Raw genomic sequence first — 22,877 nt, forward strand, 5'->3', positions numbered from 1 at the left:
GTCGTCACCCCTCGGTCAGCGGGGTCAGTTCGATCTTGCGCCCCTCGCGCGACGATGCGAGCCCGGCCTCGGCCAGTTGCACACCACGGGCACCCGCGAGCAGGTCGAAGGCGTAGTCGGTGCCGAGCACGTACGAGTCGAGGAACTCCTCCCACTGCTGCCGGAACCCGTTCTGGAACACCTCGTTCGTCGGCACACCGGCCCAGTCGGCCGCATAGTCGTGGTCGTCGGCGAGATCCGGATTCCACACCGGCTTGGGCGTGGCGTTGCGGTGCTGGATCTTGGCTCCGAAGAGTCCGACGACGGCCGAGCCGAGCGTGCCGTCGACGTGGAACTCGACGAGCTCGTCGCGGTTGACGCGCACGGTCCACGAGGAGTTGATCTGCGCGATCGCCCCGCCCTCGAGCTCGAAGATGCCGTAGGCCGCGTCCTCGGCGGTGGCGGTGTAGCGCTCACCGTGCTCGTCCCAGCGGTCGGGGATGTGCACCGCGGCCTGCGCGTACACGCTCTCGACCGTGCCGAAGAGGTTCTCGAGCACGTAGTTCCAGTGCGGGAACATGTCGACGATGATGCCGCCACCGTCTTCGGTGCGGTAGTTCCAGCTCGGGCGCTGCGCGGGCTGCCAGTCGCCCTCGAAGACCCAGTACCCGAACTCGCCGCGCACCGAGAGGATGCGCCCGAAGAAGCCCGAGTCGATGAGCCGCTTGAGCTTCTGCAGACCCGGCAGGTAGAGCTTGTCGTGCACGACCCCGGTCTTGACCCCGGCCTCGCGGGCGAGGCGGGCGAGTTCGAGCGACTCCTCGAGCGACTCCGCGGTCGGCTTCTCGGTGTAGATCGTCTTGCCGGCGGCGATGGCCTTGCGCAGCGCCGTCGCGCGCGCCTTCGTCACGAGGAAGTCGGCGTAGATCTCCCACTGCGGATCGGCGAGCGCCGCGTCGAGGTCGGTCGTGTAGTCGGCGATACCGTGGCGCTCGGCGAGCTCGGCGAGCTTCGCCTCGCTGCGACCGACGAGAAGCGGCCGCACGGTCACCCTCGTGCCGTCGGAGAGCTCGATGCCGCCCTCGTCGCGGATCGCGAGGATCGAGCGCACGAGGTGCTGGCGGTAGCCCATGCGCCCGGAGACGCCGTTCATGATGATGCCGATCTCGCGCGTCTTCGCGGGAGTGGCGGGGGCTTCGGGGGATGCGGATGCCTCGGCGGAGGCGGTGGTCGTGAGGGACATCTCGTTCCGTTCTAACGTCGTGGATGTGCGGAGCACGGTGTGTCAGTTGCCGGCTGCGGCGGGCTTGCCGCCGAGGTACAGCGCGGCCAGGGTGGGGTCGGCGAGCAGTTCGGATGCGGGACCCGAGATGTGCACGCGACCGAGGTCGAGCACACAGCCGATGTCGGCGGTCTCGAGCGCGCGGCGGGCGTTCTGCTCGACGAGCAGTACCGCGGTGCCGGCATCCCGCATGCGCACGATCTGCTCGAACACCTTCTCGGTGGTCTTGGGGTCGAGACCCATCGACGGCTCGTCGAGGAGCACGACCTTGGGGCTCACCATGAGCGACCGGGCGAACTCGACCTGCTTCTGCTGGCCGCCCGAGAGCAGGCCCGCGAGCTGCTTCCACCGCTCCCCCACGATGGGGAAGAGGTTCTGCACGAACTCGACGCGCTCCTGGATCACCTTCTGGTCCTTGAGGGTGAAGGCGCCGAGCATCACGTTCTCGCCGACCGTCATCTCACGGAAGACGCTGTGGCCCTGCAGCACGTGGGCGAGGCCGTGGCGCAGCATCGACTGCGGGCCCTCCCCGGTGATGTCGCGGCCGTCGACCTCGATCTTCCCCGAGCGGGGCTTGAGCATGCCGCTGGCGACCTTCAGCACGGTCGACTTGCCCGCGCCGTTCGGCCCGACGAGGCAGACCACCGATCCCGGCGGCACCTCGACCGTGAGACCGCGGAGCACGAGCGCCGCCCGTCCGTACCCGGCCTCGATGTCGCGCAGTTCGAGCAGGTTCTTCGCTTCAGACTCCAAGGTAGGCCTCCAGGACTCGCGGGTCTTGCTGGATGATCTCGGGGGTGCCCGCGGCGATCGGACGCCCGCGGTCGAACACGATCACGTGGTCGCACAGGCTCATGACCATCTCCATGTTGTGCTCGACGATGATGAAGGTCTTGCCCTCCTCGTTGAGCTCGCGCACGAGGGTCGCGATGCGCCCGATGAGGGCCGGGTTCACGCCACCGGCTGGCTCGTCGAGCATGATCGTGTCGGGCTCGCCCATGAGCACGCCCGCCAGCTCGAGCAGCTTCTGCTGCCCGTAGCTGAGGTTGCGGGCCTCGGCGTGCTCGAGGTGGTCGATGCCGACGCGCCGCAGCCAGCCGCGCGCCCGCTCCAACTCCTCCGGATCGTGCGCCGAGCGCAGCTGCTGGCGGATGCTGGTGCTCCGCACCGCGACGAGCAGGTTCTCCATCACGGTCATTCGCGGGAACACCCGGCACAGCTGGAAGCTGCGGCCGATGCCGGCCCGGGCGATGCGGTCGGGCGACTTGCGGGTGATCGCCTGCCCCCGGTACCGCACCTCGCCGGAGTCCGGCTTGATCATGCCGGTGACGCAGTTGAAGAAGGTCGTCTTGCCCGAGCCGTTCGGCCCGATCAGGCCGTTGACCTTGCCCTCCTGGAAGGTGACGGTCGCGGCGTCGACCGCGGTCACACCGCCGAACTTCTTCGTCATCTCGACGGTGCTCAGGCTGTCGAGCGTGGTGGTGGCGGCGTTCATGATGACGTCTCCTTCGCCGAGGCATCCGCTGTTCGTTTCGCGTTCTGCTCGAGCAGTTCACCGGCGGTCACCTCGCGGATCGAGGCGTCGTCGGACTTGCGGTGGAAGAGGTTGCGCACCGCCGGGATCACGCCGTCGGGCATGAAGAGCACGACGATGCCGAGCAGGATGCCGGTGGCGATGAGGTGGAACTGCGTGTCGCCGAACTCGAGCTTGAAGTACTCGAGGGCGATGCCCACGACGACGGCTCCGAGGAGCGGACCGAAGAGGTTGCGCACCCCGCCGAGCAGCGCCATGAGCACCATGTACGAGCCGATGAGGATCGAGAACTGGAAGATCGGGTCGAGATCGCCGAACCACAGGGCGTAGAGCCCGCCACCCAGCGACACGAACAGCGCCGACAGGATGTAGGCGATGAGCTTGTACCGGGTGGTCGGCACGCCCAGCGACTGCGCCTTGTCCTCGTCCTCGCGGATCGACTTGAGCGCGGTGCCGAACTTCGATCGGTCGATCATCCACCACACCAGCAGCGCGACGGCGAGCAGGGCGACGAACAGGTAGAAGAACACGCGGTGGTGCTCGGGGCGCAGCATGCCGGGGAACGGCCGCGGCACGTTGAGCCCCTCGGAGCCACCGGTCACCTCGCGCCAGCTCTGGAAGACCAGGAGCATGATGAGCACGAACGCGATCGAGACGATCACGAACGACGCCCCGCGCACCCGGAGGGCGGCGATGCCGATCGGGATCGAGACGACGGCGACGAGGATCGCCGCGAGGATCCAGGCGACGAAGCCCGGGAGGGCCAGGTACTTGATCAGGAGCGCGGTGCCGTAGGCGCCGAGCCCGAAGTAGGCGGCGTGGCCGAGGGAGATGTACCCCGTGAACCCGCCCATGAAGTTCCACCCCGTCGACAGCACGGCGTAGTTGAGGATGACGACGCCAGCCGACAGGATGTACGGGTTCGGCGCGATGGTCGGGAACGAGAGGATGAGCGCTGCGCCGACGATGAGGGCGGCGAGCTTGATCCACGTCGTCGAGCGACGACGGGTGGGAGCGGGCGGAGCGACGACGACCGTCTCGGTCGCGATCGGTTCGCGGCTAGAAACGCTGGGCAAGACGACCTCCGAAGAATCCTTGCGGACGGAACATCAGCGTGGCGAACAGGGCGACGTAGAAGATCGTCTGCGCCCACGTGGGTCCGAGGGGGAGCTGCAGCAGGCTCTGCGCGACTCCGAGGACGAGCGCCGCGATGGCCGCGCCCGGGATGCTGCCGAGACCACCGACGACGATGATCGCCATGAGCGGTCCGATCCAGTGCCAGTGCAGCGACGGGTAGATCGTGGCGTCGAGCGAGAGCGCGGTGCCACCGATCGCGGCGGTCGCCAGCCCCAGGCCGAAGCCGTAGCCCGCGACGCGGTCGGTGTTGATGCCGACCAGGCGCGCCGCCTCCGGATGCTGGATCGTGGCGCGCAGCGCCTGCCCGAACCGCGTGTACTTCAGCAGCACGAAGAGCCCTGCGAGCGCCACGGCCGCGAGACCGAACGCGATGAGCTTGACCACCGGCACCGAGGCGCCGAAGAAGTCGAGGCTCGCGCTGGCGTACGGCAGCGGGATGCGGCGCTGGGTGCCCGAGAAGAAGAACCCGAGCGCCCCCTCGATGATCAGCGCCACCGCGAAGGTGAGCAGCACCGACATCATCGTGAGTGTCAGCGGCTTGAGCCGCGACACCAGCAGACGCTGCATCACGACACCGGTGAGGAAGAACAGCGGCACCGTGACGACCAGCGACAGGAGCGGGTCGAGACCGGTCTCGCGGTTGAACCACCAGGCGAGGTACGCGGCGAGGATGAGGAACGCGGAGTGCGCGATCATCACGACCCGCATGATGCCGAAGTAGAGGGTGAGGCCTGCCGCCAGGAGGGCGTAGAGCCCTCCCAGCAGCACGCCGAGGATCAGGCTTTGGAGAAGAAGAGAACCACTCACGATGTGCGGATCACCACGTCGGCTTCGGGAAGAGGAAGTCGGTCTCCTTGACGTCCTCGGGGAGGACGATGCGGATCTCGCCGCCGACCCACTGCTGGATGAGGTGGGCGCCGGTGGGCTTGCCCGTCTCGTCCCAGCTCAGAGGACCGACCACGGTCTCGACCTCGTTGTCGCGGAGCCAGTCGATGAGCTGCTGCTGGCACTCGCCCTGCTCGGCGCAGCCGACGGCCTCGACGGCCGCGGCGACGACCTGGCCGGTCGTGTAGGCGTTCGCCTCGTCCTCGGCCGGCGGGTTGCCGTGCATCTCGGTGTACTTCTCTACGAACTCGATGTTGCTGGGGAACTGCGAGTCGGGCGAGTAGCCGGTGGGGGCGAGGATGCCCTCGGTCGCCCCGCCGATCGCCGCGGCGAACTCGGGGTTGGTGGGGGCGGTCGAGAACGCCGCGAGCTCGGGCTGGTAGTTCAGCTGCTGCAGCGCGATGATCAGGTTGACCGCGTCCTGGTACTGGGTGCCACCGATCACGATGTCGGCATCCGACTGCGCGATCTTCGCCGCGATCGTCGAGAAGTCCGTCGTGTTGGGCGGGTAGACCTCGTCGACGAGGATCTCGACGCCCGCCTCTTCAAGCTTGTCGCGGAGGCCGTAAGCGGTGCCCTGCGCGAAGGGGTCGTCCATCGCGGCGACCGCTGCCGTCTCGGGGCGCTGATCCTCGGGAAGGGCGAGCAGGTAGTCGGCGAGATTGTTGTAGTGGTCGTTCGCGATCGCGGGGGCGGCGTAGAAGAGGTTGTCGAAGCCCTGCTCGAACACCTCGGCGGCGGCACCGGCCGGCTCGACGAAGAGCATGCCGTACTCCTGCGCGACACGCGCCGAGGGCACGACGAGGCGGGTCGAGAACGGACCGAAGACGAGGTCGACGCCGTCCTGCGCGATGAGCGACTCGTAGTCCGAGACGACGCGGTCGGCGTTGGACTGGTCGTCGAGGATCTTGAGCTCGACCTGGCGACCGAGCAGACCGCCGTTCTCGTTGACGATGTCCCGCCAGGCCTCGTAGCCCCGCTCGACGCCCTTGCCAGGCTCCGAGAAGTCGCCGGTGAGCGGCAGCGAGATGCCGATGACGATGGGGTCGTCCGATCCACCCCCCTCCGCCTGGTCACCGGTTCCGGAACAGGCCGAAACCGTGAGGGCGGCGATCGTCAACGATCCGATCGCTGCGGCAATCCGTCGTCCTTGGCGGCGTGCAGTCATGCGGGTGTCTCCTACGTCATCGTAAGCGAAAGCGCTTTCGTAAGCGCTTCCGCCACTATACTTGCGTGGAAGAACGAGAGCAACCCACAGCGCGATCAGCGTCGATTTTGCTCCAGGGGAGGTTTTCGTGAAGCGTACAGGTACGCCGCGACTCATCGATGTGGCCGAGGCGGCCGGGGTCTCCCTGGCGAGCGCATCCCGCGCGATGAGCGGAGGCTCGGGCATCTCCCCCGAGGTCGCCGCCCACGTGCGCCGCGTCGCGCAGGAGCTCGGCTACGAACCCAATCTGCACGCCCGCGGGCTCGCCGGCGGGCTCGTGCCGACCATCGGTCTGCTGGTGCACGAGATCGGCGACCCCTACTTCTCCGAGATCGCGAGCGGTGTCATCCGCAGCGCGACCGCCGAGAACCGCTCCGTGCAGATCGCACAGGCCGACCGCACCCCCGAAAGCGAACTCGCCCAGGTGCAGGCGCTGCTGCGCCAACGCGTGGGATCGATCATCATCGCCGGCTCCGGCTACGCCGATCCCGAGCACGAGCAGAAGATGACCGCCGCGCTCGCTGACTTCGCGCTCGCCGGCGGACGCGCCGCGGTCATCGGCCGCCACTACCTGCCGATCGACGCCGTGCTGCCCGACAACCTGCGCGCGGGCGTCTCGGTCGGTGCGCACCTCGCCGCCCTCGGCCACCGCCGCATCGGCGTCGTGGCCGGCCCGCTCGAGCTCAACACCGTCGCCGATCGCATCGCCGGGATGCGCGAGGGCCTCGCGGATGCCGACGTCGAACTCACCGTCGTCTCGAAGGAGTTCACCCGCGAGGGCGGCATCGCAGGTGCCCGCGAGCTGATCGACGGCGAGTTCCAGGGCCGCGGCCTCACCGCGATCGTCGGCCTCAACGACGCCATGGCCATCGGCATCCTGAGCGAACTGCGCCAGCACGGCATCCGCGTCCCCGACGACATCTCGGTCGTGGGCTTCGACGACATCGCGGTCGCCGCCGATGTCGCGCCCGCGCTCACGACCGCCCGCATCCCGATGTTCGAGATGGGGCAGCACGCCGTCGCCCTCATCCTGCGCCCCGCGAGCGACGAGGCCCGCACCGTCACGACCTCGCACGAGCTGATCGTCCGGGCCTCGACGGCGCCGCCGCGGGCCTGACCCCGCTTTCGAATCGCTCACTTTGCAGAAAACCGGCCGCTGAGACGACGAAGTGAGCGATTCGAAACGTCGGTGGGCCGTCAGTTGTGGGGCCAGCGGGGGACAACCAGCGGGCTCGTCGACTCGGGGTCGGGGATCACTCGCGCATCGAGCCCGAACACGTCGGCGACCAGCGCCTCGGTGATGACCTCGGCGGGCGTGCCGGTCGCGACGACCTCGCCGTCCTTCATCGCGATGATGTGATCGGCGTAGCGCGCGGCCTGGTTGAGATCGTGCAGCACCGCGACGAGCGTGTGGCCCTGCGCGCGGTTGAGCGTGCGGCACAGCTCGAGCAGCTCGATCTGGTGGCTCACATCGAGATAGGTCGTCGGCTCGTCGAGCAGCAGGATCGGGGTCTGCTGCGCGAGCGCCACCGCCATCCACACGCGCTGCCGCTGCCCTCCCGAGAGCTCGTCGACCATCCGGCCCGACAGATGACGGATGCCGGTGGCATCCATCGCCTCGGCCACAGCGGCCTCGTCCTCCGGTGACCACGGCGCGAACAGGCGTTGGTGCGGGTAGCGCCCGCGCGTGACCAGATCGACCACGCGGATGCCGTCGGGGGCGACCGGCCCCTGCGGGAGCAGACCGACCTCGCGCGCCACGTGCTTGGTGGGCAGGTCATGCAGGCTCCGGCCGTCGAGCAGCACACTCCCCCGCGTCGGGGGCAGCAAACGGGTGAGACTCTTGAGCAGCGTCGACTTTCCGCAGGCGTTCGGGCCCACGATCACGGTGAATGCGCCGTCGGGGATCTCGACGGACACGTCGGCGCACACGATCTTGTCGGCGTAGCCGAGGGCGGCGCCGTCGACCATCAGTCGGGTCATTTCTTCTTTCCCTCTCGCAGGAGAAGCCACAGGAAGTACAGTCCGCCGATCGACACCGTGACGATGCCGACGGGCAGAGGGGAATCAGGATGGATGCGCTGCGCGACGACATCGGCCAGGAGCAGCAGCAGCGCGCCGACGGCGGCGGTCGGTCCGAGTGCGAGTCCGTCGGAGCGCACCACCCGGCGGGCGATCTGCGGAGCCGCGAGGGCGATGAACGAGATCGGTCCGACGGTCGCGGTCGCGAGAGCGGTGAGTCCGACCCCGATCACGATCGCCGCCACCTGCACCGCGCGCACGTTCTGGCCCAGGGCGGTGGCGAACGGCATCCCGATCTGCATCAATCGCATCGGCCTGCTCAACGCCATCGCGGCGATGAGGAAGACCGCCGATCCGCCGAAGGCACCCAGGAACGTCGCCCACGAGACGCCCGACAGGTTGCCGGCGCCCCACAGGCTCGCCATGATCGCGTCTTCGACCGTCGCCGTCAGCAGGATCCACACGTTCACCGAGGCGAGCATGGCACTGACCCCGATGCCCACGATGATGAGCCGCACGCCGCGCACCGCGCCGCGCTTCGACGAGAGCAGGAACACGAGGAACGCCGTCGCGACGCCACCGGCGAGCGCACCGGCCATGGTCTCGACCGAGCCACCCCCGAGCAGGAGCATCACGACGATCGCACCGGTGTACGACCCCGTCTGGAAGCCGATCACGTCGGGCGATCCGAGCGGGTTGCCGGTGAGGTTCTGGAAGATCGCGCCGCTCATCGCCAGGCACGCACCGAGCAGTACCGCCATGAGGATGCGCGGCGCCCGCCATTCGAGCACGACCATCGAGGTGTAGGCGTCACCCTGACCGACGAGCGCCTGAAGCGCCTCGATCGGGGTGATCTGCGCCGACCCCGAGAAGACGGCGAAGACGGCCAGCAGCACGATCGCGATCCAGAGACCTGCGCAGATGAGGGCCGAACGGGCGTCGACGAGGAGGAACGGGCGGGAGCGCGGACCGACGCGGAGCACGCGGCGACCGAAGTCGAGATCGCTCGTCATGTCACACCTCCGAGACGCGGAAGCGCCGCACCATGTAGATGAGCACGGGCGCCCCGATGAACGCGGTCACGACGCCCACCGGCACCTCGCCCGCGGTGATGACCCGGCCGAGCACGTCGGCGAAGCCCATCACGGTCGGCGCGATGAGCACCGAGTACGCCAGGATCCACCCCTGGTGCGGGCCGACGATCATGCGCGCGAGGTGCGGGGCGAGCAGCCCGAGGAAGCCGATGGGTCCCGCCGCGGCGGTCGCTCCGCCGGCGAGCAGGGCGATCGCGATGAGCACGACGAGACGGATGCGGTTCGGATGCGCCCCCATCGCTACGGCGGATGCTTCACCCAGCGAGAGCACGTCGAGCGAACGCGAACTGAGCATCGCGATCACGAGACCCACGACGATGAAGGGCACGATCGACAGCGTCGCGTCGAGGGGCTGCGAAGCCGTGGTGCCGGCCGACCACCCGCGCATCTTCTCGAGGATCTCGGAGTGCGTGAGCAGCACGGCCGACGAGAAGCCCATGAGCACCGCGCCGAGTGCGACGCCCGAGAGCGTCATGCGCACGGGGTTGCCGCGCGCGGTGCCGGTGTTGCCGATCACGAAGACGAGAACCGAGGTGATCATCGCTCCCGCGAACGACCACCACATGTACTGCGAGATGTCGGTCACGCCGAAGAACGCCAGGCCCAGGACGACGGCGAGCGAGGCGCCCGCGTTCACGCCGAGGATGCCGGGATCGGTCATCGGGTTGCGCGTCACGGCCTGCATCAACGCGCCGGCGACGCCGAGCGCGGCACCCGCGACGAGGATGAGCACGGTGCGCGGGACGCGCGAGAACCACACGGTCTGCGAGATCGCGTCGGCGGGGTCGGGGTGCAGGAGGGCCTGGATCACGTCGGCCGGTGGAACGGCGCGGGAGCCGACGAGCATGCTGGCTGCGAGGGCGGCGAGACACAGGATCGCGAGCGGCACGAGGCCGATCCAGCGGCGGCCGGCGGCGGAGCGTCGGCCGCCGCCGGTGCGGGCGGAGGAACGGGGTGAGGGCGGACGCGGATCCGCCCCGGACACGGAGGTGTTCGGGGCGGACCCGGATGCCGCGGGCTGCGGGCTCATCCGACGATCAGGAGACCTTCGTCGACGACGAGACGAGGTCGGCGACGTCGTTCAGCCACGCGGCGTACGTCGTGGCCGTCATGGCGCCCTTCGAGCTCCACGCACCGAGCTGGTCGGCCTGCACGGCGGGCAGCGCGTCCCACAGGTCGGCGGTGAAGGAGAAGTCGTCGTTGTAGCCCTCGATGAGCAGGATGTCGGCGGGGTAGGTCGAGGCATCCTCCCAAGCGACCTGTCCCCACGGGTTGCCGGTCTCGGGAGCGTCGGCACCGACGATCGTCGCGCCGAGCTCTTCGAGCAGCTCGGCCTGGGCGAAGCCGACACCGGTGTAGAGCATCTCCTTCGTCGGGCTGGTGAGCATGATGTTGAGGCCGCTGTCGGTGATCGCCGCGCTGAAGGCATCCTTGGCGTCGGCGAGGTCGGCGTCGGACTGCACGATCGCGTCGGACTCGACATCGGCGCCGAAGAAGGCGGCGATCATGCGGGTGTCGGCGATGCGACCGTCGATCGTCTCACTGCCGGGCAGCGGCACGAAGGGGGCGACGCGGGTGATCTGGGCGTTCACGTCCTCATCGAACCACTGCCAGCCGTCGGCGGTGCCCTGACCGATGATCGCATCGGGACGCAGCTCGGCGAGCTTCTCGACGTCGATCTCGCCGTCGGTGCCGACCTTGGGGATGTCGGAGATGTCGGCGTCGCCCATCACGAAGGGGTTATCGCACTCGTAGCCGAAGAGGGCGACCGGCTCGATCCCGTACTCGTGCAGCGAGCTGTAGGCGTAGCAGTCCATCACGATGCTCTCGGGCTGCGCGGCGAAGTCGATCGACAGGCCGTCGAGCGAGGGGTGTTCGAGCGTGACGCCCTCCCCCGATTCGGGTTGTTCGCCGGAGTCTGCGGTGGAGGCGCAGGAGGCGAGCAGCAGCACGGAGGCGGCGACGAGGGCAGCGAGGGAGGACCGGCGGAGCACGGCGAAGACCAATCTGTCGGTGAAGGGGGATCCCTTCGACCGTAACAAGTTTTTACTTAGGGTAGGTAATCCTAAGTTCGTCGCCGGGCGTGTCTTTCGAGGCATCCGTCTGGATTTCGAATCGCTCACTTTGCGGAAATTCGGCCGGCAAAACGACGAAGCGAGCGATTCGAACGCCACGGGGCTAGCGCGGGAGGGCGCAGGCAGCCGTGCCGCCAGGGAGGCGGTGCCGGAAACGGGCGATCAGAGCGTAGCCGAGCGCCGCCGCCCACGAGAACGGCGGGGTCGCCAGCATCCGCCCGACGAAACGGATGCCCCAGGACCGCTGCATTTGCAGCATCACAGCGAAGGCCGCATGACCGCGGAACCGCCGCTCCCCCGCGATCAACCAGACGTAGTGCGTCACGTCGTGGCGGCTCAGGCCGAGAGCGTCGAGATCGAGCCATTGCCAGGGCTGGGCGTCAGGGAAGCGTGCGAGCCGCTTCTCGAGCAGGCCCACCGCGGTGGTGCAGAACCCGCAATCGCCGTCGAAGACGAGAAGGGGCCGGGCGCGCATACCCCGACCCCACCACAGCATCCGGCCGTTCTCAACCCCCTGGCCGTTCGGCCGACGCCGGCGGAGCGTGGAGGCATGAGCCACAACCCCGATGACATCAAGCAGCCGCTCGATCACCTGCCTCCGCTCGACGAGCGGGACAAGGCGGTCGAGATCGAGGAGCCGAGCTATCCCACCTCCGATGCCCCGGCCGAACACGGGAGCGTCTCCCCCGACACGGCCGCCGAACCCGGTGCGCCGAACCGGCACGGCGTCGACAAGCTGCCTCCGGGCGCACGCTGACCGGGAGCTGTCAGGCGTCGATGACGAGCATCGGCGACAGCGCCCGCGACACACAGGGGTAGATCGTCATGGATGCGTCGTCGGCGGTCAGCGAGTCACGGTGCTCGGGGGTGCCGTCGAGCACGCTCACGGCGCATGAGCCGCAGATGCCGCGCAGGCACGACCCCTCCATCGGCACGCCCGCCCGCTGCAGCGAGACGATCATCGAGCGATCGGCCGGTACCTCGACGGTGACCTCCGAGCGCGAGCACACCACGGTGAACGGCTCGTTCGGCCGGAACTCCCGCGGCTTGGGTTCGAAACGCTCGACGTGGATGCTCGCCCCGTCGGGAAGCACGTCGGCCTGCGCGTCGAGCGCATCGACGAAGCCCTGCGGGCCGCACGCGTACACGGCGGTTCCGGGAGCGAGCCCCGCGCACAGTTCGGCGAGATCGAGTCGCCCTGACTCCGCGCTCACGTGGAGGTCGACCCGGTCGCCGAACGCCGCCAGCTCCTCGTCGAAGGCGACGTCGTCGCGATTGCGCACGAGGTACGTCATCCGCCAGTCGGCACCCTCGGCGGCGAGGTGCCGCGCCATCGCGAGGATCGGAGTGATGCCGATGCCCGCCGCGAGCAGGTGGTAGGCCGGAGCATCCGCCAGCGTGAAGAGGTTGCGCGGCGGGCGCACCCACACCCGGCTCCCGACGCGCAGGAACGAGTGGATGTAGTGCGATCCCCCGCGCGACGCGGGCTCGCGCAGCACCGCGATCCGGTACCCGGTGACGTCGGCGGGGTCTCCGCAGAGGGAGTACTGGCGCTCGTGCCGAGTGATCAACTGCACGTCGACGTGCGCGCCCGGCTGCCACGGCGGCAGCGGCGAACCGTCGGGCGCGGCGAGCCGCAGGCTCACGATCGTGGGCGTCTCGCGCACGATCTCGGTGACGACCAGGGGCAACAGCCCCTCCCGGGAGCGCATTCAGTACAGGTTCCGGTAGGCGCCGGCCATCGCGTCGTCGATCACATCGCCCACCGACGCGTCGAAGCCCGACATGCTCGCCCAGATCTTGCCGGAGGTGGGCACCTCGTTGGCGAGGTCCTGCATCTCGGCGTCCCAGAGTCCGGCGCGAACGAGCGCCCGCCCGCAGTGCAGATACACCTGTTCGGTGCGCACGACGATCGCGAGGTCGGGCACCGCGTGGTCCTGCTCGAGCATCGCCAGCAGCGAGGGGTCATTCGTGACAGTTGCCGTGCCGTTGATGCGTAGCGTCTCGGTCATGCCCGGTACGAAGCACAGCAGGCCGATGTGCCCGTTCTCGATGATGTTGGTCATGGAGTCGGCGATCTTGTTGCCGAGCCGGTCGGGGATCACGACCGTGCGCGGGTCGATCGCCCGCACGAATCCGGGATAGTCGCCCCGCGGCGAGCTGTCGCAGTTGCCCTCGGCATCCGCGGTCGCCAGGGTGCAGAACGGCGAGTGCGCGAGGAAGGTCAGACAGTTCTCGTCGAGGAAGTTCGTGATCTTCTGCGTGGTCGGCGCTTCGGGTTCGCCGAGGACCGACCGGAGGTACGCCAGGTCGACGGCGGGGAAATCGGGGCGGTCCATTCCTCCAGGCTAACCACGCGGATGCCGCGGGTCACCGTCGCGGGGCCACAACGTCACCCCGGCCGGCTGTGATGAGGGCACATCCGTTTACGTAACGCATGCGTCCTCGCGGGGCTCAGCCGCCGACGAAGCCTTCGGCGACGACCTGGTATCCCTCGGCCTCGCAGGCCTCTCGGAGTTCTCCACCCGCAGCGTTCCAGGCATCCGATTCGATACCGGTCGAGCCGCCCGCTCCGATCGCCACGGCGGGTGCCGCCTCCTGCGTGGCGGTCAGGGCATCCGAGATCGGTCCCTCCCCCGTGGCCGGCACGCGGTCGAGCACGCGCGTCGCGAGCGCGTACCACCCCGACTTCTCCTGGTCTGTCATGCGACCGTCGTGCACGGCCGCCCCGACGTTGTGCAGGATCGTCATCACGTCGCTGAAGCCGGCGCAGGATTCCTCGTCGGTCGCGGTGCCGGCATCGGCGTCCGCTGGCACCGAGGTCGACGTCGCGGTCGGCGCGTCGTCGGCCGGGGATTCAGCGGCCGCGCATCCCGCGGCGAGGAGAACGGCGAGGACGGAACTGAGGGCGAGCGCGCTACGAAGCGGCAGTCGTGCGTGGGTCATAGGCGCAGAATAGTCGAAAGCGGCCGAGCACCCGCGATGTTATCCACAGCCCCGGCATCCTCCGTCGCCGAGGCGCCGAGGCGCCGAGACACCACTTTCGAATCGCACACTTGGCGGTTTTCGGGGGCGGAAAGCGGCAAAGTGAGCGATTCAAAGACTCGTGCGGTGCTCAGTCGCCGAAGGCGGCCAGCAGCTCCGAGAAACGATCGAGGTCCTCGGCCGACCAGCGGCGCAGTCGCTCGGCGAGACGGGCCTCGTAGCGGGAGCGGGCGAGCGCGACCTTCTCCTGCGCCAGTTCGGTCGCGACGAGAACGCGGGCCCGCCGGTCGTGGGGGTCGGGCACGCTCTCGACGAGGCCGAGCTGCTCGAGCTGTCGCACGTGGCGGCTGACGGCCGACTTGTCGGTCTGCAGACGCTCGATGATCGCGCCGGCCGACGTGGCCTTCCCGGTCGCGATCGAGGTGAGCACTTGGTAGCCGAGGGGCTGGAGGTCGGGGTGCACGGTGCTCGCCGCCTCGCGCCAGCTCACCCGGATGCGGGCGAAGAGCCGGCCCAGCTCATGCTCGACGCGGCTGACCGCCTGATCGATGTCGACGCTTCCGGAAGAGGCGTCGGATCGGGCGCCGGGCTGCGCGGCGGGCTCGCCCGTGCGGGCGGGGTCGTCGGTCGAGGCGCTCATGGTCGCCAGCCTAACGGCGAAGCCCCGCCACGGAATGCGCGACGGGGCTTCGTGTCAGGCACGTCGCGTCAGACCTCCGACAGCAACCGGAACACCTTGGATGCCGCGTGGATCTCTTCCGGCGTGAGCTCGGCGACCACCGTCCGCAGCCGCACCCCGTGGTCGCGCCGCAGCTCGGCGAGCTCCGCGCACGCCGACGGCGTCGCCGTCAGCACGCGCAGGCGCCCGTCGCGTTCATCGGGGCGAGACTCGATGAGGCCCAGCTCCTCCAGCATCCGCACCTGCCGACTCACCACCGACTTGTCCATCTCGAACCGCTCCGCGAGCTCGTGGGCGTTGACCGCCCCGGCCCGATCGATGAAGGTCAGCAGCTTGTAGCCGCCCACCTGCAGCTCGGGCGAGATGCGGGCGGCCGACTCCCGCCACAGCGTCCGCGTGCGCGCGAAGATGAGGTTGAGGTGCGTCTGCAGGTCGCCCAGCGCGGTCTCCACGTCGGGCGATGCGACGGCATCCGAGGCCATCATGTCAGCCCCTCGACTCCCGGCCCTCGCGTTCGAGCACGGTCACCGACCCCGTCGACGGAGAGGACGGAGAGGCGGATGCCGTGCCCGCGATGCGGATCGAACCGGTCTGCATCGATGCGCCGACCTCGGCCTCGGAGACCTCGATCACCGACTCCTCGGCCTGCTCGCGCAGCTGCTCGGCGGCGTTCTTGGTCGACAGCGGCTTGTTCTTGATGAACGTGATCGCGATGATCGCGATCACCGCGAGCGGGATGGCGATGATGAAGGCGTCCGCGATGCCGTGACCGTAGGCACCCTCGACGATCGCGCGGATCGTGTCGGGCAGCTGGCCGACCTTCGGCACGTCACCCGAGGCGAGGTGCTGCAGGGCGTCGATCTCGTCCTGCGTCGACGGCACGAAATCCTTCAGCGAGTCGGTCATGTAGCCGGCGACGCTCGTCGAGAGCAGCGAGCCCATGACGGTGACGCCGATGGTGCCGGCGATCGTGCGGAAGAAGTTCACGTTCGACGAGGCCGCACCCAGCTGCTGCGGGGCGGTGTCGTTCTGCACGATGAGGGTGAGGTTCTGCATGACCATGCCGAGACCGGCGCCGAGCACGAACATGTAGGCGGCGACGAGCGGGAACGGGGTGTCGTAACGCAGCGTCGACATCAGGCTCACGCCGATCGTGGTCAGCACCGAACCCGTGAGCATCCAGCCCTTCCACTTGCCGAAGCGGCTGACGAGCTGGCCGATGATGATCGACGCGCCCATCTGGCCGATGATCATCGGGATCGTCATGAGACCCGACTCGGTCGGCGTGGCGCCACGGGCCAGCTGGAAGTACTGGGCGAGGAACACTGAGGTCGCGAACATCGAGACGCCGATCGCGATCGACGCGATGACCGACAGCGTGAAGGTGCGGTTGCGGAACAGCGACATCGGAACGATCGGTTCCTTGACGAAGAACTCGACGGTGATGAACGCGGCGATCGCGACGCCGGCGATGACGGCGAGCATGATGCTGGTCGACGAGTCCCACTCGAACTGGCTGCCGCCCATCGAGACCCAGATGAGGAGGGTCGAGACGCCGACCGCGAGCAGCACGATGCCGAAGTAGTCGATCGAGACCTTGGTGTCGCGCTGCGGCTTGGGCAGGTGCAGGGTGAACTGCAGCAGCACGAGCGCGAGGAGCGCGAAGGGAACGCCGACGAAGAAGTTCGAGCGCCAGCCCCACACGTCGGTGAGGAATCCGCCGAGCAGCGGGCCGCCGATGGTGCCGAGGGCCATGATGCCGCCGACGACGCCCATGTACTTGCCGCGCTCACGCGGCGAGATGATGAGCGCGACCGCGATCATCACGAGCGACATGAGGCCGCCGACGCCGATGCCCTGCACGACGCGGACGGCTATGAGCATGTTCGTGTCGGTCGAGAAGCCGGCGATCACGGTGCCGACAGTGAAGAGGATGAGCGAGATCTGCACGAGGATCTTGCGGTCGACGAGGTCGGCGAGCTTGCCCCAGATCGGGGTGGAGACGGCGGTGGCGAGCAGGCTCGCGGTGATGACCCAGGTGTACTGGGACTGCGTGCCGCCGAGGTCGGCGATGATGACCGGCATCGAGGTCGACACCACGGTGCCCGAGAGCACGGCGACGAACATGCCGACGACGAGTCCGGAGATCGCGGTGAAGACCTCGCGCGGCGAGCGCACGGTGTCGTGCGCGGGTGAAGTGATGGTTGTCACAGGGGAACGCTCCAGCGTAGAAAGTTGATAAGTGTCAACCATACGCCAGTAGTTGCCAAAATGCAACTGTTGATGCGATGCAACCACCTTCGTTCGCGCTACCCCATCGCAACGCCGGAGGCCAGGGCATTCACGTCGCGCTTCGCGGCTCGTAGCGTGAGCTCATGGGAACCCTGGAGTACAACAGCTCGCGTCCGCCGATCGAGATCGATGACGCGCTCCTCGCACACCTGAAGGTCATCATCTCGACCAAGCTCCGACGCCAGGAGAGCTTCATGATGACGTGGGCCTCCGCCGACGACGACCATCGCCTGACGGCCTGGGTGCATCCGAGCATCCCGCTCGTCCTGGAGTTCGCCGGCACGAAGATCCCCAAGATCGACCCCACCCGCATCGAGCGGATGATGTCGCACCTCAACTCCCGCGGCGAGCTGGTGATCGACGAGAACTCCTGAGAGCGCCTCAGCCTGCCGCGACCCCGAGGATTCGCCGCAGTGTGTCGGCGGTCACCCGCCGCCGTACCGGCCCGTGCTCGTCGGCGAGTTCCGCGATCGTGGTTCTCCCGCACCCGGTCGCCGCCGCGATTCGGCGCAACGACCAACCGCGCGAACGCAGGTCGCGGATGCGCGCCGCTGCGGCCCCCGAGTCGAGGGTCTCGGCGCGCGGGGCGACCCCGGCGGCCCGCGCGAGGTCGCGTCGGTGCTGCGCCCGCGCCTCGGCGCACGAGAGTCCGTCCGCGCCGCGTGGGCACAGGCGCCGGTCGCGGCATCCCATGAAGTATCCGTTGGGGGTGCCGTGGTCGATCGGCGCCCCCTCTCCCGCCGCCCTGCGCGAGACGTAGTCGTGCACGTAGCGCCGACGCGACTCGGCGCAGGTCACGGCCCCGAGGCGCCGGTTCGGGCACGACTGAGGATCACGGCATCCGCGGGCGTATCCCCAGGGCGTGCCGTGCACCTCGCGCACTCCGCCGCCGGGGGCGGTCGCGACGTCCTCGACGTCGCCCGAGCGCGGCACCGGCTGGTCGAGCGGCATCCGCGCCAGGCGGTAGTCGCCGCGCCGCCGCAGCGCCGCCTCGGCGCACGTGAGAATGTCGGAGTCGGGCCCCATCGGACACATCGCCCGGGTGCGGCATCCCGCCTCGAAGCCGGCGACGCTGCCGTGCGGCGCCGACACCCAGACCGCGCGAGCGTTCATGACCGCATGGCGACCGGCTCGGCCCGAAGCACCCGCTCCGCCGCACCGATGATCTCGTCGACGCTGCGCCGCGCGTCGATCGTGAACCCGTTCTCATCGCCCGCGAGCGGCTCGAGGGTGTCGAGCTGCGAGTCGAGGAGCGCGAGCGGCATGAAGTGCTCGGAGCGCACCAGCATCCGCTGGGCGAGCACCTGCTTCGTGGTCTCGAGGTGCAGGAAGAACACCTCGGGGGCATGCGCGCGCAGCGCGTCGCGGTAGGCGACCTTGAGCGCCGAGCACGCGATCACAAAACCCGGCACCCGGTGCCGGGCGATCTCCCCGCCGACGGCGGCGAGCCACGGGGCGCGGTCGTCGTCGGTCAGCGGGATGCCCCGCGACATCTTCGCGACGTTGGCCGGCGGATGCAGGTCGTCGGCGTCTCCGAACGGCAGCCGCAACCGGTCGGCCAGGGCGGCACCGACCGTCGACTTGCCGGAGCCCGCGACGCCCATCACCACCACGAGCGGACGTGAGGCGGTGAGCACGGTCATCGCGCCTTCCCGAACTGCAGCAGCACCTTGCTCGACACCGTCGGATCGGCGGCGGTCGCGAAGGCGTCGGCGGCCGAGCGCCAGCGCTTGACGTGGCTGATCACGGGCGCGATGCGCAGCGTGCCGTCGGCGAGGGCCGCGATCACCTCGTCGATCTCTTCGTTGAAGCGGAACGAGCCGAGCAGATCGAGCTCCCGTGCGATCGCGAGCGACACCTGTACGGGCTGCGGGCCACTGGGCAGGAGCCCGACCATCGCGACCACACCGCCACGGGCGGCTGCGCGGATCGCGGTGTCGAGTCCCTGCGGGCTGCCGGAGGATTCGATCACGACGTCGGCGTCGATCGCCGCGACATCGGCGGCATCCGGCTGCTGCAGCACGGCGTCCGCTCCGAGCTCCTGAGCGATGCGCAGCGGACGCTCGTGCAGATCGACGGCGGTGATGTGCCGCGCGCCGCGCGCCCTGAGCACCGCCACGGCCAGCAACCCGATCGGGCCGCATCCGACCACCAGCGCCGACAGGTCGGAGACGTCGCCGATACGGTTGACGGCGTGCCAGGCGACGCTGGCGGGCTCGATGAGCGCCGCCTCCTGCAGGTCGATCCCCTCGGGCAGGGCGCGCAGCATCCGCGTGGGCATCGCGACCCGGTGCGCGAACGCACCGTCGCGGTGCGGGAAGCGCGCGGCCGAACCCAGGTACCCGCCGCCCGCGATGTTCGGGCGGTCGATCGGATGCCGGACGTGCTCCTGCGGCGGGGTGGCGGGATGCACGGCGACCCGTGCGCCCTCCCAGGGCCCGCTGCCGTCGGCCGCCGCCCGCCGGACCACGCCGACGACCTCGTGCCCGAGCACCATCGGCGCGCGGAGGATCGACTCCCCCGCGGCACCGTGCTTCCAATAGTGCAGATCGGACCCGCAGATGCCGCCGTAGACGATGTCGATCACGGCCTCGTCGGGGGCGGGTACGGGCTCGGCGATCGGGTCGATGCGCAGGTCGCCGGCCTCGTGGATCACCACGGCGTGGAGGGCGGGGGTGCTCATGGATGCTCCGTTCGGATCAGGAGAACTCGATCAGTAGAACTCGACGGTGTCGACGACGTTGCGCAGCGGGGCACCGTCGAGGAACCGCGTGGCGTTGTCGGCGAACAGCTCGGCGATGCGGGCGTCCTCCCGGGCGTCGAGCGCCGCGGTGTGCGGGCTCACCAGCACGTCGGGGTGCGACCACAGCGGGCTGTCGGCGGGCAGCGGCTCGACCTCGAACACGTCGAGCGCCGCGAAGCCCACGGTGCCCGCGTCGAGCGCGTCGAGCAGCGCAGCCTCGTCGACGACGGTGCCGCGGCCGACGTTCACGAGGGTCGCGCCCGGACGGAGCGCGGCGAAGACCTCGCTCCCGACGAGATGATGCGTGGCGTCGGTGCCGGGCAGGGTCGCGACGACCGCGTCGACCTCGGGCAGCACGCCTGCGATGTCGTCGGGGTGGATGACGCGCGAGACGCCGGGAACGGATGCCCCGCTGCGCGAGGTGCCGATGACCGTCGTGCCGAGCGCCGAGAGCTGGCGCGCGACGGCCTGCCCGATGCCGCCGAGACCGAGCACGAGCACGGTCTGGTCGGCGACCTGCGACATGACCCAGCGCCCGCTCCACTCGCGCTCGCGCTGCTGGCGCTGCAACCTGGGCAGGTGCTTGGCGCCGGCGAAGACCCCGAACACCGCGAACTCGGCGAGCGCATCGCCGTGCACCCCGGCGGAGGTCGTGAAGGTCACGCGCTGCAGTTCGTCGTCGGTGAGCTGCGCTGCGCGCACCTGCCCCCCACCACCCGCCGCCATCGTGTGCACCCAGCGCAGCGCCGGGTTGGCGCGCACGGTGCGGGCGAGGGCTGCGGGGTCGACATCGGGGATGCCGTACAGCGCCTCGGCGGAGTCGATCAGGGCCTCGTAGGCGGCCTGCTGCTCGGGCGTGCGTCGGAACGACGGGTCACCCGTGAAGTCGGCGGGATGCCGCATCGGGGGCAGCAGGGTCTGGTCGACGACGAGGTCGATCCGCGGCTCGCGGGCGACCAGCAGGTCGCATAGCTCGGGGGCGAGGGGCGCGGCGACGACGACGCGCAGGCGGTCGCTCGCTGTCGTGCTCGTCATCGCAGTGCCGCCACGGCTTCGGCGATCTTCTCGATCGCGGCGGTGATGGTGTCGAGGTCGGTCGCGAACGAGATACGGAAGAAGGGCGAGCTGCCGTAGGCCGAGCCCTGGATCACCGCGACGCCCGCCTGGTCGAGCAGATAGAAGGTCACGTCCTGGTCGTCGGCGAGCACCTTCCCGTCCGGCGTCGTGCGCCCGATGAGACCTGCGCAGTCGACGTAGAGGTAGAACGCGCCGTCGGGCACAAGCGGGGTCAGTCCGTCGATCGCGCGGAGGCCGGCCACGGCGACGTCGCGCCGCTCGCGGTACACCGGCACCGACGCGGCGATGAAGTCCTGCGGGCCATCCAGCGCGGCGGCGGCAGCGGCCTGGCTGATCGACGAGGGGCACGACGAGGTCTGCGACTGCAGCGTGTTGATCGCGCCGATGAGCGCGGGGTCGCCCGCCGCGTAACCGAGGCGCCAGCCGGTCATCGCATACGACTTCGAGACGCCCGAGACCACGAGCACGCGGTGGCGCAGGTCGGGGGCGACCGCGGCGAGGCTCGGCGCGGGGGTGCCGGTGAAAGAGATCTCGCTGTAGATCTCGTCGGAGAGCACCGAGACCGCGGGGTGACGGCGCAGCACCTCGGCGAGTGCCGACAGCTCCTCCTCGGTGTGGATCGCGCCACTCGGGTTGCCCGGACTGTTGAGGATCAGCCAGGTCGTGCGGTCGGTGATCGCGGCTTCGAGCTGCGCGGCCGTGACCTTGTACCCGTTGTCGGCCGAGGTCGGCACGATCACCGGGGTACCCTCGTTCGCGCGCACCATGTCGGGGTACGACACCCAGTACGGCGCCGGGATCAGCACCTCGTCACCGGCATCCACCGTCGCCATCAACGCGAGGAAGATGACCTGCTTGCCTCCACCGCCCACGGTGATCTCGGCATCCGCGTACTCGATGCCGTGCGTGCGCTGCAGAGCGCCGCGGATGGCCTGGCGCAGCCGGGGCGTGCCGTTCACCGGCGTGTACTTGGTCTCGCCGGCCTCGATCGCCGCGATCGCGGCCTGCTTGATGTGATCCGGGGTGTCGAAGTCGGGCTCGCCGACCGTGAGGTCGAGGATGCTGCGCCCCTGACCCTTCAGCTCGCGCACACGAGCCGCGGCCGCCGTGCTCGGCGAGGGTTTGATGCGACCGATCCGCTCGGCGGCGCGGAACGACGACGCCGGCCGCGCGGAGGTCTGCGCGGAGGTCTGGGCGGTCACGAGGCGTCCTCGATGTCGGAGGTGAGGCCCTTGGCCTTCAACACCTCGGTGAGGTTGCAGAGCTCGATGGTCGTGCCGCCGGCCCAGTACTTCGTGATCAACTCGGCCTCGTGGGCGTCGCGGGCCGCCGACAGGTCGGCCGCCTCGCGCACCTCTTCGCGGCGCACGACGACGATACCGTCGGCGTCGCCCTTGACGATGTCGCCGGGGCGGATCAGCTCGCCCGCGAACACGACCGGCTGGTTGAGGGCGCCGAGGGTCTCCTTGACCGTGCCCTTGATCGAGACGCTGCCGGAGAACACCGGCAGACCGAGCGCGCGCAGCTCCTGCGTGTCGCGCACACCGGCATCGGTGACGAGCGCCGCGATGCCCTTGGCCTTGCAGGCGTTGCCGAGCACGTCGCCGAACATGCCGGCCTCGGCGAACTCGCCCGCCGAGACGATGAGCACGTCGCCGGGCTGCGCGTAATGGATGGCGACCTGCAGCATGAGGTTGTCGCGCGGGGCGCAGACGACCGTGAACGCCGAGCCGACGAACGACATGTCGCGGTCGATGGGCTTGATGTTCGAGTTGAGCGCGCCGCGGCGGCCCTGCGCCTCGTGGATGGTCGCGGCGGTGAACTCGCCCAGGCGTGCGATGTCGGATGCCTCGGCGCGCTCGATCTTGGTGGTGACGTGGACCATG

Annotated in this window: 26 protein-coding genes; 3 read left to right on the top strand and 23 right to left on the bottom strand. The window is 69.4% G+C overall.

What is annotated here, in order from left to right; genetic code table 11:
* Nucleotides 1-4: 4 nt before the first annotated feature.
* Genes ACFY9N_RS16805 through ACFY9N_RS16830 form a run of 6 tightly spaced genes read right to left on the bottom strand, consistent with a single transcriptional unit; the run spans nt 5 to nt 5,985 of the window.
* Nucleotides 5-1,222, bottom strand: coding sequence for a Gfo/Idh/MocA family protein (locus ACFY9N_RS16805; RefSeq protein WP_391480055.1), 1,218 nt, complete (start codon nt 1,220-1,222; stop codon nt 5-7).
* 42 nt (nt 1,223-1,264) lie between these two features.
* Complete coding sequence (locus ACFY9N_RS16810) at nt 1,265-2,014, bottom strand: ABC transporter ATP-binding protein (protein WP_247633912.1); 750 nt, start codon at nt 2,012-2,014, stop codon at nt 1,265-1,267.
* The gene (locus tag ACFY9N_RS16815; RefSeq protein ID WP_391480057.1) at nt 2,004-2,756 is read right to left on the bottom strand and encodes an ABC transporter ATP-binding protein; all 753 of its coding nucleotides are present in this window, start codon (nt 2,754-2,756) and stop codon (nt 2,004-2,006) included. Before ACFY9N_RS16815 ends, ACFY9N_RS16810 begins: the two co-directional genes overlap by 11 nt.
* Nucleotides 2,753-3,871, bottom strand: coding sequence for a branched-chain amino acid ABC transporter permease (locus ACFY9N_RS16820; protein WP_391480058.1), 1,119 nt, complete (start codon nt 3,869-3,871; stop codon nt 2,753-2,755). Before ACFY9N_RS16820 ends, ACFY9N_RS16815 begins: the two co-directional genes overlap by 4 nt.
* Nucleotides 3,855-4,739: a branched-chain amino acid ABC transporter permease gene (locus ACFY9N_RS16825; protein ID WP_391480060.1), complete on the bottom strand. Its 885-nt coding sequence runs from the start codon at nt 4,737-4,739 to the stop codon at nt 3,855-3,857. Before ACFY9N_RS16825 ends, ACFY9N_RS16820 begins: the two co-directional genes overlap by 17 nt.
* Nucleotides 4,740-4,749: 10 nt before the next feature.
* Nucleotides 4,750-5,985 carry an amino acid ABC transporter substrate-binding protein gene (locus tag ACFY9N_RS16830; RefSeq protein ID WP_391480062.1) on the bottom strand — a complete coding sequence of 412 codons (1,236 nt, stop codon included), beginning with the start codon at nt 5,983-5,985 and terminating at the stop codon, nt 4,750-4,752.
* 127 nt (nt 5,986-6,112) lie between these two features.
* Between ACFY9N_RS16830 and ACFY9N_RS16835 the strand changes: the two genes are divergently transcribed.
* Nucleotides 6,113-7,141, top strand: a complete 1,029-nt coding sequence (locus ACFY9N_RS16835; RefSeq protein WP_391480063.1) for a LacI family DNA-binding transcriptional regulator — start codon at nt 6,113-6,115, stop codon at nt 7,139-7,141.
* Nucleotides 7,142-7,221: 80 nt separating this feature from the next.
* On the opposite strand, the gene ACFY9N_RS16840 is transcribed toward ACFY9N_RS16835, so the two are convergent.
* The 5 genes from ACFY9N_RS16840 to ACFY9N_RS16860 all read right to left on the bottom strand — a co-directional run bounded on the left by ACFY9N_RS16840 (nt 7,222) and on the right by ACFY9N_RS16860 (nt 11,690).
* Nucleotides 7,222-8,007, bottom strand: a complete 786-nt coding sequence (locus tag ACFY9N_RS16840; protein WP_391480065.1) for an ABC transporter ATP-binding protein — start codon at nt 8,005-8,007, stop codon at nt 7,222-7,224.
* Nucleotides 8,004-9,059: a FecCD family ABC transporter permease gene (locus ACFY9N_RS16845; RefSeq protein ID WP_391480068.1), complete on the bottom strand. Its 1,056-nt coding sequence runs from the start codon at nt 9,057-9,059 to the stop codon at nt 8,004-8,006. The genes ACFY9N_RS16840 and ACFY9N_RS16845 overlap by 4 nt, the downstream gene beginning before the upstream one ends.
* Before the next feature lies 1 nt (nt 9,060).
* On the bottom strand, nt 9,061-10,170 hold the full coding sequence (locus ACFY9N_RS16850) for a FecCD family ABC transporter permease (RefSeq protein WP_391480069.1): 1,110 nt from the start codon (nt 10,168-10,170) through the stop codon (nt 9,061-9,063).
* A 7-nt stretch (nt 10,171-10,177) separates the two neighbouring features.
* Nucleotides 10,178-11,134: an ABC transporter substrate-binding protein gene (locus ACFY9N_RS16855; RefSeq protein WP_391480071.1), complete on the bottom strand. Its 957-nt coding sequence runs from the start codon at nt 11,132-11,134 to the stop codon at nt 10,178-10,180.
* A 184-nt stretch (nt 11,135-11,318) separates the two neighbouring features.
* A complete protein-coding gene (locus ACFY9N_RS16860; protein WP_391480073.1) occupies nt 11,319-11,690 on the bottom strand; it encodes a thiol-disulfide oxidoreductase DCC family protein in 372 nt (123 codons plus the stop codon).
* Between the two features lie 75 nt (nt 11,691-11,765).
* On the opposite strand from ACFY9N_RS16860, the gene ACFY9N_RS16865 reads away from it, so the two are divergent.
* Nucleotides 11,766-11,972 (top strand): hypothetical protein, encoded by a 207-nt coding sequence (locus ACFY9N_RS16865; RefSeq protein ID WP_391480074.1) that lies wholly within the window; start codon nt 11,766-11,768, stop codon nt 11,970-11,972.
* Nucleotides 11,973-11,982: 10 nt separating this feature from the next.
* Here the strand turns inward: ACFY9N_RS16865 and ACFY9N_RS16870 are convergent, their stop codons facing one another.
* From ACFY9N_RS16870 to ACFY9N_RS16895, 6 genes are all read right to left on the bottom strand, one after another.
* On the bottom strand, nt 11,983-12,927 hold the full coding sequence (locus tag ACFY9N_RS16870; RefSeq protein WP_391480075.1) for a PDR/VanB family oxidoreductase: 945 nt from the start codon (nt 12,925-12,927) through the stop codon (nt 11,983-11,985).
* A complete protein-coding gene (locus tag ACFY9N_RS16875; RefSeq protein WP_391480077.1) occupies nt 12,928-13,554 on the bottom strand; it encodes an MSMEG_1061 family FMN-dependent PPOX-type flavoprotein in 627 nt (208 codons plus the stop codon). It abuts the gene before it with no gap.
* Between the two features lie 115 nt (nt 13,555-13,669).
* Nucleotides 13,670-14,161: a hypothetical protein gene (locus tag ACFY9N_RS16880; protein WP_391480079.1), complete on the bottom strand. Its 492-nt coding sequence runs from the start codon at nt 14,159-14,161 to the stop codon at nt 13,670-13,672.
* 169 nt (nt 14,162-14,330) lie between these two features.
* Nucleotides 14,331-14,840, bottom strand: a complete 510-nt coding sequence (locus ACFY9N_RS16885) for a MarR family winged helix-turn-helix transcriptional regulator (RefSeq protein ID WP_391480081.1) — start codon at nt 14,838-14,840, stop codon at nt 14,331-14,333.
* A 68-nt stretch (nt 14,841-14,908) separates the two neighbouring features.
* Complete coding sequence (locus tag ACFY9N_RS16890) at nt 14,909-15,364, bottom strand: MarR family winged helix-turn-helix transcriptional regulator (protein ID WP_391480082.1); 456 nt, start codon at nt 15,362-15,364, stop codon at nt 14,909-14,911.
* A gap of 1 nt (nt 15,365) precedes the next feature.
* Entirely contained in the window at nt 15,366-17,132 is a 1,767-nt protein-coding gene (locus ACFY9N_RS16895) for an MDR family MFS transporter (protein ID WP_391480084.1), read from the bottom strand.
* A gap of 122 nt (nt 17,133-17,254) precedes the next feature.
* On the opposite strand from ACFY9N_RS16895, the gene ACFY9N_RS16900 reads away from it, so the two are divergent.
* Nucleotides 17,255-17,545 (top strand): hypothetical protein, encoded by a 291-nt coding sequence (locus ACFY9N_RS16900; protein ID WP_391480085.1) that lies wholly within the window; start codon nt 17,255-17,257, stop codon nt 17,543-17,545.
* Nucleotides 17,546-17,552: 7 nt separating this feature from the next.
* Here ACFY9N_RS16900 and ACFY9N_RS16905 read toward each other — a convergent pair whose 3' ends face one another.
* Genes ACFY9N_RS16905 through ACFY9N_RS16930 form a run of 6 tightly spaced genes read right to left on the bottom strand, consistent with a single transcriptional unit; the run spans nt 17,553 to nt 22,876 of the window.
* On the bottom strand, nt 17,553-18,284 hold the full coding sequence (locus ACFY9N_RS16905) for a helix-turn-helix domain-containing protein (RefSeq protein WP_391480086.1): 732 nt from the start codon (nt 18,282-18,284) through the stop codon (nt 17,553-17,555).
* Entirely contained in the window at nt 18,281-18,814 is a 534-nt protein-coding gene (locus ACFY9N_RS16910) for a gluconokinase (protein ID WP_391480087.1), read from the bottom strand. The genes ACFY9N_RS16905 and ACFY9N_RS16910 overlap by 4 nt, the downstream gene beginning before the upstream one ends.
* A complete protein-coding gene (locus tag ACFY9N_RS16915) occupies nt 18,811-19,854 on the bottom strand; it encodes a zinc-binding dehydrogenase (protein WP_391480089.1) in 1,044 nt (347 codons plus the stop codon). Before ACFY9N_RS16915 ends, ACFY9N_RS16910 begins: the two co-directional genes overlap by 4 nt.
* A gap of 30 nt (nt 19,855-19,884) precedes the next feature.
* Nucleotides 19,885-20,949 carry a D-2-hydroxyacid dehydrogenase gene (locus ACFY9N_RS16920; protein WP_391480091.1) on the bottom strand — a complete coding sequence of 355 codons (1,065 nt, stop codon included), beginning with the start codon at nt 20,947-20,949 and terminating at the stop codon, nt 19,885-19,887.
* Nucleotides 20,946-22,193 carry an aspartate transaminase gene (locus ACFY9N_RS16925; protein ID WP_391480092.1) on the bottom strand — a complete coding sequence of 416 codons (1,248 nt, stop codon included), beginning with the start codon at nt 22,191-22,193 and terminating at the stop codon, nt 20,946-20,948. Before ACFY9N_RS16925 ends, ACFY9N_RS16920 begins: the two co-directional genes overlap by 4 nt.
* A complete protein-coding gene (locus tag ACFY9N_RS16930; protein WP_391480093.1) occupies nt 22,190-22,876 on the bottom strand; it encodes a 4-carboxy-4-hydroxy-2-oxoadipate aldolase/oxaloacetate decarboxylase in 687 nt (228 codons plus the stop codon). The genes ACFY9N_RS16925 and ACFY9N_RS16930 overlap by 4 nt, the downstream gene beginning before the upstream one ends.
* Nucleotide 22,877: the final 1 nt, after the last annotated feature.

The sequence above is a fragment of the Microbacterium sp. NPDC008134 genome (assembly GCF_042957055.1).
In the GTDB taxonomy this organism is placed as follows: domain Bacteria; phylum Actinomycetota; class Actinomycetes; order Actinomycetales; family Microbacteriaceae; genus Microbacterium.

Bases quoted from the DNA above. Each gene is read 5' to 3' on its own strand.
- ACFY9N_RS16915 (WP_391480089.1), bottom strand. From the start codon at position 19,854: ATGAGCACCCCCGCCCTCCACGCCGTGGTGATCCACGAGGCCGGCGAC.
- ACFY9N_RS16910 (WP_391480087.1), bottom strand. From the start codon at position 18,814: ATGACCGTGCTCACCGCCTCACGTCCGCTCGTGGTGGTGATGGGCGTC.
- ACFY9N_RS16845 (WP_391480068.1), bottom strand. From the start codon at position 9,059: ATGACGAGCGATCTCGACTTCGGTCGCCGCGTGCTCCGCGTCGGTCCG.
- ACFY9N_RS16815 (WP_391480057.1), bottom strand. From the start codon at position 2,756: ATGAACGCCGCCACCACCACGCTCGACAGCCTGAGCACCGTCGAGATG.
- ACFY9N_RS16830 (WP_391480062.1), bottom strand. From the start codon at position 5,985: ATGACTGCACGCCGCCAAGGACGACGGATTGCCGCAGCGATCGGATCG.
- ACFY9N_RS16890 (WP_391480082.1), bottom strand. From the start codon at position 15,364: ATGATGGCCTCGGATGCCGTCGCATCGCCCGACGTGGAGACCGCGCTG.
- ACFY9N_RS16920 (WP_391480091.1), bottom strand. From the start codon at position 20,949: ATGACGAGCACGACAGCGAGCGACCGCCTGCGCGTCGTCGTCGCCGCG.
- ACFY9N_RS16805 (WP_391480055.1), bottom strand. From the start codon at position 1,222: ATGTCCCTCACGACCACCGCCTCCGCCGAGGCATCCGCATCCCCCGAA.
- ACFY9N_RS16905 (WP_391480086.1), bottom strand. From the start codon at position 18,284: ATGAACGCTCGCGCGGTCTGGGTGTCGGCGCCGCACGGCAGCGTCGCC.
- ACFY9N_RS16850 (WP_391480069.1), bottom strand. From the start codon at position 10,170: ATGAGCCCGCAGCCCGCGGCATCCGGGTCCGCCCCGAACACCTCCGTG.
- ACFY9N_RS16875 (WP_391480077.1), bottom strand. From the start codon at position 13,554: ATGGACCGCCCCGATTTCCCCGCCGTCGACCTGGCGTACCTCCGGTCG.
- ACFY9N_RS16880 (WP_391480079.1), bottom strand. From the start codon at position 14,161: ATGACCCACGCACGACTGCCGCTTCGTAGCGCGCTCGCCCTCAGTTCC.
- ACFY9N_RS16865 (WP_391480074.1), top strand. From the start codon at position 11,766: ATGAGCCACAACCCCGATGACATCAAGCAGCCGCTCGATCACCTGCCT.
- ACFY9N_RS16885 (WP_391480081.1), bottom strand. From the start codon at position 14,840: ATGAGCGCCTCGACCGACGACCCCGCCCGCACGGGCGAGCCCGCCGCG.
- ACFY9N_RS16870 (WP_391480075.1), bottom strand. From the start codon at position 12,927: ATGCGCTCCCGGGAGGGGCTGTTGCCCCTGGTCGTCACCGAGATCGTG.
- ACFY9N_RS16930 (WP_391480093.1), bottom strand. From the start codon at position 22,876: ATGGTCCACGTCACCACCAAGATCGAGCGCGCCGAGGCATCCGACATC.
- ACFY9N_RS16900 (WP_391480085.1), top strand. From the start codon at position 17,255: ATGGGAACCCTGGAGTACAACAGCTCGCGTCCGCCGATCGAGATCGAT.
- ACFY9N_RS16840 (WP_391480065.1), bottom strand. From the start codon at position 8,007: ATGACCCGACTGATGGTCGACGGCGCCGCCCTCGGCTACGCCGACAAG.
- ACFY9N_RS16895 (WP_391480084.1), bottom strand. From the start codon at position 17,132: ATGGTTGACACTTATCAACTTTCTACGCTGGAGCGTTCCCCTGTGACA.
- ACFY9N_RS16860 (WP_391480073.1), bottom strand. From the start codon at position 11,690: ATGCGCGCCCGGCCCCTTCTCGTCTTCGACGGCGATTGCGGGTTCTGC.